This window comes from Thomasclavelia ramosa DSM 1402, from assembly GCF_014131695.1.
Classification (GTDB): Bacteria; Bacillota_I; Bacilli_A; order Erysipelotrichales; family Coprobacillaceae; genus Thomasclavelia; species Thomasclavelia ramosa.
In genome coordinates, this window is sequence record NZ_CP036346.1 from 1,116,656 (window position 1) to 1,128,574 (window position 11,919).

Genomic DNA, 11,919 nt, shown 5'->3' on the forward strand with positions numbered 1-11,919 from the left:
TTTTTTTAATTTCCAACATATATTAAAATAGGTGAGAACATGGCAAATAATATTCGTGAAATCATTACTCAGGCAGTAATTGCTAAAGGGAAAAAAAGAACCCTTAATAAATATCCGTTTTCGATTGAAGGATATGACAAAATTCTAGGGTGTTGGATTACTAACCATCGTTATAACGCAGCTTTTAAAGATGGGAAACCTGTTGTTTTGGGAACTTTTGACGTTCATCTATGGTACAGTATCAATGATGATAGTAGTCTATTGAAGCAAACTGTAAGCTACTTAAACGAATTAGATTTAGTGAAAAAAGAAACCCGAAATTTTGATGAGGGTGATGAATTAATGGTTACCTGTAATCGTGAACCAAAATGTATTAGTGTAAATAAGTTGGAAGATAAAGTTGTCATTGAGATTGAAAAAGAAATCTCATTAAGTGTTGTTGGTAAAACAACAATGCGAGTAGAAACTAAAGCAGAGAATGAGACATGGGATGAATTAGAAAATTTAACAGTCGATGAAAATTTTATCAAATAAAGGCGGAAGCCTTTTTTCTTTTGAGGTTACTTGTGTTATAATGTGATAGTAATTTTTTAGAAGTGAGGTTAATTGATGAAACCAAAATATAGTCCAATGATGATGCAATATTTATCAATAAAAGAAGAAAATCAAGATTCAATCGTTATGTTTAGATTAGGGGATTTCTATGAAATGTTCTTTGACGATGCCATAATGGTTTCTAAAGAATTAGAAATTGCTTTAACAGGGAAAAATGCTGGAGCTCCTGAACGGGTTCCAATGTGTGGGGTACCTTTCCATTCGGCTAGTGGATATATTCAAAAATTAGTTGATAATGGACATCGGGTTGCGATTGTTGAACAGTTAACAGAACCTGGGAAACGAGGAATCGTAGAACGTGGGGTGGTACAGATCATTACTCCAGGAACTATCTTTGATGAATCTCTGACAAATAATAAAAACAATTATATTGCTGCCTTAGAAGAATTTGATTTTACTTATACTTTAGCTTTTTGTGATATCACAACCGGCGAATTTAGTGTGGTCAATATTGAAAAGAAAGAGAAATTATTATTGAATCAGCTAGAAACAATGGCAGTTAAGGAAATTGTCACTTTACCAAATCAAATACGTGAATTTGATGATATTTTATCTTCACCATTTGCACACGATAATTATAATGAAAAGTATGATAAGATTTTTAGCAAAATCAATGATTTAAAACAAATTAAAACAGCGTCATTACTGCTTAATTATTTATTAGATACACAAAAAAGAGAATTGGAACATTTACAGATAATTGAAGAAATTAATAATGAAGATTATGTGAGAATGGATCTTTATACAAAAAAAGCTTTAGAACTGACGAGTAGTGCTAAAAGTAATGATAAATATGGAAGTCTATTTTGGCTTTTAGATCAAACTAAAACAGCAATGGGATCACGGATGTTAAAACAATGGATCGAACGACCTCTAATTAATCAAGAACAAATAGAAGAACGTTTGGATATCGTAGAGATCTTTACTAATCATTTTATTCAACGAGAAAGTATTAAAGAAATTCTGAAAGATATTTACGATCTTGAAAGACTATCTTCACGAATTGCTTTTGGAAATATTAATGCTCGTGATCTAAAGTGGATTAGCAGTTCCTTAAAAGTAGTTCCAGAATTAAAAAATCAATTATTATCGTTAGATGAACCTTTAATTAGTGCCTTGGCAGATCATTTTACTGATTTAAGTCACATTACTAATTTGATTGATCAAGCAATTGTTGATAATCCGCCATTAACTGTAAAAGAAGGAAATTTAATCAAGGAAGGATTTAATGAAGAACTTGATGAACTTCGTTATATCCGTGATCACGGTAAACAGTGGTTAGCTCAATTTGAGCAAAATGAGCGTGATAAAACAGGAATAAAAGGATTAAAAGTAGGATATAACCGTGTCTTTGGATATTATATTGAAGTGACTAAAGGAAATCTATCATTAGTTAAAGATGAATTTAATTATACTCGTAAACAAAGTTTATCTAATGCTGAACGTTTTGTGACACCAGAATTAAAAGAGATGGAATCAAAATTACTTAGTGCACAAGATAAAATGATAAAACTAGAATATGCATTATTTACAGAAATTAGAAATTACATAAAAAAAGATGTTCATGCTATTCAGGATGTTGCTAAAATTATTGCTAAAATTGATGTTTTTCAATCATTAGCAATGATTTCTAGTGAGAATAGTTATGTTCGGCCAACTTTCAATCATAATAAAGTGTTTAAAGTAGTTGATGGTCGTCATGGCGTAATTGAACGGGTTATGGCACAAGGAACATATGTTTCGAATGATGTAAATATTGATGCTGCTAATCCAGTGATGTTGATTACAGGACCTAATATGGGTGGTAAATCGACTTATATGCGAACGATTGCTTTAATTGCACTGATGGGACAAATAGGGTGTTTTGTTCCATGTAGCGAAGCTTGTATTCCAATTTTTGATCAAATTTTTACTCGAATCGGGGCTAGTGATGATTTAATTTCCGGGCAGTCAACTTTTATGGTTGAAATGTTAGAAGCTAATAATGCTTTACGCTTTGCAACAGAAAATTCATTGATTATTTTTGATGAGATAGGTCGAGGGACTGCAACTTTTGATGGGATGGCAATTGCTCAAGCTATGATCGAGTATATCGCTGCAAAGATTAAGTGTATTACATTATTTTCAACTCATTATCATGAATTAACATTCTTAGAAGAAAAGAATCTTGGAATTAAAAATGTCCATGCTAGTGCTTCAATTGAAAATGATGATCTTGTCTTTTTATACCGTATCAAACCAGGACGGTCAAATAAATCTTATGGTGTCAATGTTGCTAAATTAGCTAAATTACCAGATGCAGTATTAAATCGTGCTAATGTACTATTAGAAGCTTTAGAGGAAAATAATATTGAGCATCATTTAAGCGATGATACTTTAAAAGAAGCTCCACCAGTAACCGTAAGTGTAGTGGAAAAATATTTAGAAGGTATTGATCCAATGGCGCTTTCACCAATTGATGCTTTATCAACATTGATTGAATTAAAGAAATTAAATGAGAAGTAGGTGATATATTTGCAAAAAATAAGACAGCTAGATGATGTATTGGCTAATAAAATCGCTGCTGGTGAGGTGATTGAAAGACCGGCAAATGTAGTTAAAGAACTAGTCGAAAATAGTATTGATGCAAACAGTACGAAGATAGATGTGATTATTGAAGAAGGTGGATTAAACTTGATTCAAATAATTGATAATGGTGAGGGAATGGTCAAAGAAGATGCCTTACTATGTTTTTCACGTCATGCTACTAGTAAAATCAAAGATGATCAAGATTTGTTTTGCATTCAAACTTTAGGGTTTAGAGGTGAAGCAATTCCTTCGATTGCTTCAATTAGTAATTTTGAATTGAAAACGAGTACAGGAGGAACAGGGACAACTGTTACTTATGAATATGGACGCTTTGTTGAGTGTAATGAAAGTGATAGTAAAAAAGGGACTAATATCAAAGTTGAAAAATTATTTCAAAATGTCCCAGCTCGATTAAAATATATAAAATCGACTAATGCTGAGTTTGCTAATATTCAAACATATTTGGAACGACTATCTTTATCTCATCCACACATTGCTTTTATGTTAGTTCATAATGGCAGAACAATTTATAAGACCAATGGAAATGGTAATTTGTTGGAAGTTATCTCGAACATTTATGGATTAAATGTTGCCAAAGCAATGATTCCAGTGGATTTTGAAGATGATGAATTTCATGTGACGGGTTATGTTTCAAAAATTGATGTGAATCGTGCTAGTAAGAATCATATGGTGACAATGGTAAATTCACGGGTAGTTAAAAATAAAGTGAGTGTTGATAGTATTAATAATGCATATCGTCGATATTTAGCTGATAAACGTTATCCAATTGCGATTGTTAATATTGAAATAGATCCTTATTTAGTAGATGTTAATGTGCATCCCTCAAAGCTGGAGGTACGTTTTTCTAAAGAAAGTCAATTACGTGAATTAATTTATCAAGGTGTTAGTGATGCTCTTGCAAAAGTTAATTTGACTTACGATGCGACCGCTGAATATAAAAAAACTAAGGCGCCTTTGAATTTGGAACAACCTAGTCTTGATTTAACTTATGAGTCAGTACCCATTAAAACAATAGAGCAACCACGATTTGAAGCTGATTTTCCTCAAAATGATCAAGAAGTTGTTTTTAAAGACGCATCTTTCGATGATTTTACTTTTGTTAAGGAAGAAACTAGTGAATACATTATCCCCGATCAACAAATTATTGAGACAAAAGTTGAGCCACGTGAAAAATTAATGAAAAAGAAGTTATTTGTTAAAGGACAGGTTCATGGTACATATATAATTTGTGAAGATGAAACAGGAATGTATATTGTTGATCAGCATGCTGGGCAAGAAAGAATCAATTATGAGTATTTTTTGGAAAAATATCAAAATCTTGATCTATCAATGCGGGATTTATTAGTACCGATCACACTTGAATATCCTTTAAGTGAATTTTTGATTATTGAGGAAAGGAAAGACTTATTGACTAAAGTTGGAATTAATCTTGAGGTTTTTGGTAATAGCGGTTATGTAATAAAGCAATTACCGTTATGGATGCAAAATATTGATGAGCAAGTATTTATTGAAGATATGATGATGCAGTTATTAAATGATAATAAAATCGATGTCATCAAATTACAAGATCATGCAATTGCTACGCTTAGTTGTAAAGCTTCATTAAAAGCAAATACACATTTATCAACCGAGGGGATGCAAAATATTATTGATAATTTAATGCGTTGTGATAATCCATACGTTTGTCCGCATGGAAGACCAACAATTATATATTATTCAACTTATGAAATTGAAAAGTTATTTAAGAGGGTCGTGTAATGGAGAAAGTTATTGTTGTAGTTGGTCCGACTGGGGTTGGAAAAACTAGGATGGGCGTTGCTCTAGCTAAGCATTTTAATGGCGAAGTGATTAGCGGTGATTCGATGCAAATATATAAAACAATGGATATTGGAACGGCTAAAGTAACAGATGATGAAATGGAAGGTATTGTTCATCATTTGATTGATGTTAAGGAGCCAACTGAAAGCTATAGTGTAAAAGATTTTCAAGATGAAGTTCGTTTAAAAATAAAAGAAATAATATCACGTGGTAAATTGCCGATTATTGTAGGTGGTACAGGATTATATATTAAAGCAGCACTTTATGATTATGAATTTAGTGAAAGTCAAACCAATCATCAAGAATATGTTGAGAAGTATCAAGATTATTCAAATGAAGAGTTATACAATTATTTAATTGAGATTGATAAAGCAAGTGCTAAAGAGCTTCATCCTAATAATCGTCAACGGGTCTTAAGAGCAATTGCAATTTATGAAAGTACAGGGATAAAAAAAAGTGAAACACTTGCCAAACAAAATCATGAATTAATTTATAATGCTAAATTTATTGGGCTGACATTAGAACGTGAAAGTTTATATCAGCGGATCGATCAACGTGTTGATTTGATGATGGAGCAGGGATTGCTTCAAGAAATAGATGGCTTAATGAAAAAGAATTATACCCGTGAAATGCAAAGCATGAAAGCAATCGGGTACAAGGAATGGTTTGCTTATTATCAGGGAACTCAAACACTTGATGAAACTTTGGAGTTGATAAAAAAGAATTCTCGTAATTATGCAAAGCGTCAATATACTTGGTTTAATAATCAAGTTCCGGTTATTTGGTTTAATGTGAATCTAAATAATTTTAATGAGACGATTAATGCAGTTATCAGTGAATTAGAAGGGTAATTATACCCTTTTATTGTTTATGCAACTGTTAGTTGACAGATTGCCTAGCCGTAGTTTATTGTGATTTGGAATAAAAAAACTATAATCATGGTTGTCAGGAGGAAGAAATAAATGATGTTTAATGACAACTTAAATAAATATCGAAAACAAAAGGGATTGTCGCAAGAGGAATTAGCTTTTCGGTTAGGAGTATCGAGACAATCGGTAAGTAAGTGGGAATCAGGTCAATCTACACCTGAATTAGAACGAATAATTGAAATTGCTGATCTATTTGGTATATCTTTAGATGAATTAATTGGACATGAAAGTAATGATTATGTTACAGTTGACCGTGAAGAATTGAGAAGTGTAGTGCGTCATCTCTTTACTTATGAATATAAGAGTAAATTTAAAATTGGAAATGTTCCATTAATTCATATTAATTTAGGTCGTGGTTTTAGAATTGCGAAAGGAATTATTGCAATTGGCAATATTGCGGTAGGGCTTTTTAGTTTTGGGGCTTTAGCACTTGGTGTATTTAGTCTTGGCGGTCTGGCAATTGGTTTATTGACATTAGCAGGAATTGCTATAGGGGGAATTAGCTTAGGAGGGCTAAGTATTGGCTATTTTGCTGTAGGTGGAATGGCAATAGGAATCTATGCAATTGGAGGTATGGCAATTGCCTCCAAACTCGCAATTGGGGGTATGGCTCATGGTTATGTTGCAATTGGAAGTTCTGCAAATGGTGTCCATACATTAGTTAGCACTAATTGTTCACTAGAAATGATTAGTAATTTTATCTTGCGACAGCATAATCTAAATGCTAAAATAGTTGAATTTTTATTACTCTTTATATATTAAAAGCCGTCTGAAAACAGACGACTTTTTTATTCATCATAAATATTAACAATTTCTCCATTTAAAATTCGATTCATATTTTTTATAGCACAGAAATTACCGCACATACTGCAAGTATCTTCTTTTTCAGGTTTTGCTTGTTGGCGGTATGTACGTGCTTTTTTAGGATCAATGGCTAATTCAAACATTTTTTCCCAGTCTAAATTTTTTCTGGCACAACTCATTTGGTAGTCCAAATCTTTTGCCCCTTTGATACCTTTCGCAATATCGGCAGCATGTGCTGCAATTTTAGATGCGATGATTCCTTCTTTAACATCATTTAGATCAGGGAGACGAAGATGTTCAGCAGGAGTTACATAACATAGAAAAGCAGCACCATTAGCGGCAGCCAATGCACCGCCAATTGCAGCTGTGATATGGTCATAACCTGGGGCAATATCAGTAACTAGTGGACCAAGAACATAAAAAGGGGCTCCCTGGCAAATGGTTTGTTGAATTTTTATATTAGCTTCGATTTGATTTAAAGCCATGTGACCTGGACCCTCAACAATTACTTGAACATCTTTTTGCCATGCACGTTTTGTAAGTTCTCCCAAAGTCACCAATTCTTCAATTTGACTTATATCGCCAGCATCTTCGATTGAACCAGGACGGCAAGCATCACCTAAACTCATTGTTACATCATATTTTTGACAAATATCAAGGATTTCATCATAGTATTCATAAAAAGGATTTTCTTGACCAGTCATTTCCATCCAAGCAAAAATAATTGAACCGCCTCGAGAAACGATATTAGTAAGACGCTTATTTTCTTTAAAACGTTGAGCTGTATTTTTATTAATTCCTACATGAATTGTCATAAAATCTACTCCGTCGCGAGCATGCATCTCAACAATATCGATCCATTGTCGAGCAGTAATTTCTTTTAAGGGCTTATGATAATAAACTACAGCATCGTAGATTGGCACTGTTCCAATTATTGCGGGACATTCTTTGGTTAATTTGCGACGGAATTTTTGAGTATCGCCATATGAACTTAAATCCATTATTGATTCAACTCCCATATTGACAGCATCATTAGCTTTTTTAAGTTCCATATCTAAATCTTTCCAGTCTCTAGAAGTTCCAAGATTTACATTAATTTTTGTTTTAAGCATTGAACCAATCCCATTTACATTAATACAGGTATGATACTTATTGGCTGGGATAACAACTTTTCCTTGGGCTATTAGTGTCTTCAATTCTTCAATATTCATTTTCTCTTTAGCCGCAACAATTTTCATTTCAGGAGTAATGATTCCCTTTTTTGCTGCATTCATTTGTGTTGTGTAATTCATTTTTTATCTCCATTCTTTTTTTGTATAGAAAAAGGTTTGGACCAAAATAGGTTCAAACCGAACATAAACAAAAATAGTGGCTAGATCCCTACGTTGGCATTACCCAAATCAGGTTATACAGGTCGAAGTTAGATTACTTCCTCTCAGCCCGCATACGAGCTCCCTTTCTATATAAATAAGTCTACCTTTACTGCACGCAAATGTCAATTTTTATTACTTATTTTGTTGATTTAGTTTTTTTATATCACTGGTACGCCCGTGTTTCAAAATTCTTCGATAATTCTCAGCTAAAGCTTTTTCATAATTACTGGTCATCCATGGTACATAGAACTGTGTATTTCCTAGTTCTTTTGGAAGATACTGAATATATTCCCACAATTCTGGCCGACTATAATCATACTTTTCATCATCTTCTAAACCAACCGGCGTAAGACGTAAGTAAGAAGGGGTTTTTAAAGAACGTTCATTTAGTGAAGTTAATGCAGCATCAATTGCATTTTCACTAGATTTTGATTTTGGTGATAAACATAAATCGATAATTGCACTAGCAATAGGAATTCGAGCTTCTGGAAAACCGATTGTTTTAGCGGCTTGCATAGCAATTACCGTACGCATACACGCATTTGGATTGGCTAAACCAATATCTTCATAAGCAGTTGTGATAAGTCGCCGTTCTAAAGATTCAATATCTTTTGATTCAATCAGTTTAGCAAAATAATACATAGCACCATTAGGATCACTACCACGGATTGATTTTTGCAAACCACTTAATGTATCGTAGTAATTATCTTCGTCTTTATCATAGACAACATTAGTTTTAATAGCAGCAGTTTTCAAATCAGCTTGAGTAATATGATTATTTTCACAAACAATTGTACAAATTTCTAAACAGTTATAACCATAGCGAATATCGCCACTACATAATTTTGCAATACTATGCAATGCTTCTTTTTCAATCGTATATTTGTTGTTTAAACCATTTGGTGAAGTCATTGCCTTATTTAAACCAGCTACAATTTCATCAACAGTTAAAGGTCTAACTTCGAGAATATGACAACGAGAACGAATCGCTGGATTAATTGAATGAAATGGGTTGGCTGTAGTACATCCAGCGACTATTAATAATCCACTTTCCATGTGTGAAAGAAGATCATCTTGGCGCGCTTTATTAAGTCGATGAACTTCATCAATGATTACAAAAAGACTACCACTTAACTTAGCTTCTTCAATAATTGCATCCATTTCTTTTTTATTTCCGGTTGAAGCGTTGAAGATGCGATATGGAATGTCAAGATCATTTGCAAGGGCCATTGCAATTGTTGTTTTGCCACAGCCGGGGCTACCGTATAAAATAATTGAAAATGGATGACTTTTTTGAACAAATTTAGTTAAAATAGCATTTGGTCCAACTAAATGTTGTTGCCCGATTATATCTTTTAAATTTTGAGGTCGCATTCTGTTGGCAAGGGTTGATGACATATTATCTTCCTTTCGTTTTTAAAATCAGTTATAATAATTATAACATTTTTAAAGATTGAAAGATAGGTGGATTAAAATGAGATTAGTTGTACAGAAAGTTAGTCAAAGTAGTGTTAAGATTGAAGGAGAAATTGTAGGAGCTATTGATAAAGGATATATGGTTTTAGTTGGGATAACTAATGGCGATGACGAGTTATTAGTTGAAAAGATGGTTGATAAATTAGTGAATTTGAGAATATTTGAAGATGAAAATGATAAATTAAATCTATCTTTATTAGATGTAGGAGGAAGTGTTTTATCAATTTCACAGTTCACATTATATGCTAATTGTAAAAAAGGACGAAGACCAAGTTTTATCGATGCTGCTAAACCAGATATTTCTAGTCCGCTTTATGATTTTTTTAATAAAAAGTTAGAAGAAAAGGGAATTAATGTGGAACGAGGAGTATTTGGAGCAATGATGGAGGTATCATTGATTAATGATGGGCCAGTGACAATTATCTTAGATAGTAATGAGTTATTTTATTAACAAATTGAGTAAACTTATTGATTTTATATTTTTTTACAAAAAAAGACAAAAAAGGCTTTACAAGACAAAAGGGATATGGTAAATTAAATAGGCACTCGAGGAAAGGGACGTAAGGACCGGAGAGAAAAAGCAAAAAAGTTAAAAAAAAGATTGACTAAAAAGCGAAAAGAGTGTAAGATATTCAAGTCGGCAAAAGAAGCTGGAGAGATCATTGAAAACTAAACAGAATTAAGAAACACACGTCAATATCCAGAAGGATAAAAAAGAAAAAAGAGCTAAACAAACGAAGAGTTGTTTAAATAAACAATGGAGAGTTTGATCCTGGCTCAGGATGAACGCTGGCGGCGTGCCTAATACATGCAAGTCGAACGCGAGCACTTGTGCTCGAGTGGCGAACGGGTGAGTAATACATAAGTAACCTGCCCTAGACAGGGGGATAACTATTGGAAACGATAGCTAAGACCGCATAGGTACGGACACTGCATGGTGACCGTATTAAAAGTGCCTCAAAGCACTGGTAGAGGATGGACTTATGGCGCATTAGCTGGTTGGCGGGGTAACGGCCCACCAAGGCGACGATGCGTAGCCGACCTGAGAGGGTGACCGGCCACACTGGGACTGAGACACGGCCCAGACTCCTACGGGAGGCAGCAGTAGGGAATTTTCGGCAATGGGGGAAACCCTGACCGAGCAACGCCGCGTGAAGGAAGAAGGTTTTCGGATTGTAAACTTCTGTTATAAAGGAAGAACGGCGGCTACAGGAAATGGTAGCCGAGTGACGGTACTTTATTAGAAAGCCACGGCTAACTACGTGCCAGCAGCCGCGGTAATACGTAGGTGGCAAGCGTTATCCGGAATTATTGGGCGTAAAGAGGGAGCAGGCGGCAGCAAGGGTCTGTGGTGAAAGCCTGAAGCTTAACTTCAGTAAGCCATAGAAACCAGGCAGCTAGAGTGCAGGAGAGGATCGTGGAATTCCATGTGTAGCGGTGAAATGCGTAGATATATGGAGGAACACCAGTGGCGAAGGCGACGATCTGGCCTGCAACTGACGCTCAGTCCCGAAAGCGTGGGGAGCAAATAGGATTAGATACCCTAGTAGTCCACGCCGTAAACGATGAGTACTAAGTGTTGGATGTCAAAGTTCAGTGCTGCAGTTAACGCAATAAGTACTCCGCCTGAGTAGTACGTTCGCAAGAATGAAACTCAAAGGAATTGACGGGGGCCCGCACAAGCGGTGGAGCATGTGGTTTAATTCGAAGCAACGCGAAGAACCTTACCAGGTCTTGACATACTCATAAAGGCTCCAGAGATGGAGAGATAGCTATATGAGATACAGGTGGTGCATGGTTGTCGTCAGCTCGTGTCGTGAGATGTTGGGTTAAGTCCCGCAACGAGCGCAACCCTTATCGTTAGTTACCATCATTAAGTTGGGGACTCTAGCGAGACTGCCAGTGACAAGCTGGAGGAAGGCGGGGATGACGTCAAATCATCATGCCCCTTATGACCTGGGCTACACACGTGCTACAATGGATGGTGCAGAGGGAAGCGAAGCCGCGAGGTGAAGCAAAACCCATAAAACCATTCTCAGTTCGGATTGTAGTCTGCAACTCGACTACATGAAGTTGGAATCGCTAGTAATCGCGAATCAGCATGTCGCGGTGAATACGTTCTCGGGCCTTGTACACACCGCCCGTCACACCACGAGAGTTGATAACACCCGAAGCCGGTGGCCTAACCGCAAGGAAGGAGCTGTCTAAGGTGGGATTGATGATTGGGGTGAAGTCGTAACAAGGTATCCCTACGGGAACGTGGGGATGGATCACCTCCTTTCTAAGGAGAAACGCATGATCGAAGATGATGCACA

Annotated in this window: 8 protein-coding genes, 1 rRNA gene and 1 riboswitch; of the genes, 7 read left to right on the plus strand and 2 right to left on the minus strand. The window is 35.2% G+C overall.

The window, feature by feature from the left end; all coding sequences use genetic code 11:
* Window positions 1–39 precede the first annotated feature (39 nt).
* From cotE to EYR00_RS05345, 5 genes are all read left to right on the plus strand, one after another.
* Complete coding sequence (cotE, locus tag EYR00_RS05325; RefSeq protein ID WP_003534390.1) at window positions 40–534, plus strand: outer spore coat protein CotE; 495 nt, start codon at window positions 40–42, stop codon at window positions 532–534.
* A gap of 75 nt (window positions 535–609) precedes the next feature.
* The gene (gene mutS, locus EYR00_RS05330) at window positions 610–3,120 is read left to right on the plus strand and encodes a DNA mismatch repair protein MutS (protein WP_003534389.1); all 2,511 of its coding nucleotides are present in this window, start codon (window positions 610–612) and stop codon (window positions 3,118–3,120) included.
* 9 nt (window positions 3,121–3,129) lie between these two features.
* Window positions 3,130–4,962 carry a DNA mismatch repair endonuclease MutL gene (gene mutL, locus EYR00_RS05335; RefSeq protein ID WP_009299857.1) on the plus strand — a complete coding sequence of 611 codons (1,833 nt, stop codon included), beginning with the start codon at window positions 3,130–3,132 and terminating at the stop codon, window positions 4,960–4,962.
* Complete coding sequence (gene miaA / locus EYR00_RS05340) at window positions 4,962–5,873, plus strand: tRNA (adenosine(37)-N6)-dimethylallyltransferase MiaA (protein WP_003534387.1); 912 nt, start codon at window positions 4,962–4,964, stop codon at window positions 5,871–5,873. The genes mutL and miaA overlap by 1 nt, the downstream gene beginning before the upstream one ends.
* A gap of 111 nt (window positions 5,874–5,984) precedes the next feature.
* The gene (locus EYR00_RS05345; RefSeq protein WP_003534386.1) at window positions 5,985–6,713 is read left to right on the plus strand and encodes a helix-turn-helix domain-containing protein; all 729 of its coding nucleotides are present in this window, start codon (window positions 5,985–5,987) and stop codon (window positions 6,711–6,713) included.
* A 26-nt stretch (window positions 6,714–6,739) separates the two neighbouring features.
* Here the strand turns inward: EYR00_RS05345 and thiC are convergent, their stop codons facing one another.
* Window positions 6,740–8,047, minus strand: coding sequence for a phosphomethylpyrimidine synthase ThiC (gene thiC, locus EYR00_RS05350; RefSeq protein ID WP_003534385.1), 1,308 nt, complete (start codon window positions 8,045–8,047; stop codon window positions 6,740–6,742).
* Between the two features lie 68 nt (window positions 8,048–8,115).
* Window positions 8,116–8,223: riboswitch (TPP riboswitch) on the minus strand.
* A gap of 37 nt (window positions 8,224–8,260) precedes the next feature.
* The gene (locus EYR00_RS05355) at window positions 8,261–9,526 is read right to left on the minus strand and encodes a replication-associated recombination protein A (RefSeq protein WP_040433994.1); all 1,266 of its coding nucleotides are present in this window, start codon (window positions 9,524–9,526) and stop codon (window positions 8,261–8,263) included.
* Between the two features lie 76 nt (window positions 9,527–9,602).
* Between EYR00_RS05355 and dtd the strand changes: the two genes are divergently transcribed.
* Complete coding sequence (gene dtd / locus EYR00_RS05360; RefSeq protein ID WP_003534383.1) at window positions 9,603–10,055, plus strand: D-aminoacyl-tRNA deacylase; 453 nt, start codon at window positions 9,603–9,605, stop codon at window positions 10,053–10,055.
* A gap of 303 nt (window positions 10,056–10,358) precedes the next feature.
* Window positions 10,359–11,885: ribosomal RNA gene (locus EYR00_RS05365) — 16S ribosomal RNA — on the plus strand.
* Window positions 11,886–11,919 lie beyond the last annotated feature (34 nt).

Bases quoted from the DNA above. Each gene is read 5' to 3' on its own strand.
- cotE (WP_003534390.1), top strand. From the start codon at position 40: ATGGCAAATAATATTCGTGAAATCATTACTCAGGCAGTAATTGCTAAA.
- mutS (WP_003534389.1), top strand. From the start codon at position 610: ATGAAACCAAAATATAGTCCAATGATGATGCAATATTTATCAATAAAA.
- miaA (WP_003534387.1), top strand. From the start codon at position 4,962: ATGGAGAAAGTTATTGTTGTAGTTGGTCCGACTGGGGTTGGAAAAACT.
- EYR00_RS05345 (WP_003534386.1), top strand. From the start codon at position 5,985: ATGATGTTTAATGACAACTTAAATAAATATCGAAAACAAAAGGGATTG.
- thiC (WP_003534385.1), bottom strand. From the start codon at position 8,047: ATGAATTACACAACACAAATGAATGCAGCAAAAAAGGGAATCATTACT.
- EYR00_RS05355 (WP_040433994.1), bottom strand. From the start codon at position 9,526: ATGTCATCAACCCTTGCCAACAGAATGCGACCTCAAAATTTAAAAGAT.
- dtd (WP_003534383.1), top strand. From the start codon at position 9,603: ATGAGATTAGTTGTACAGAAAGTTAGTCAAAGTAGTGTTAAGATTGAA.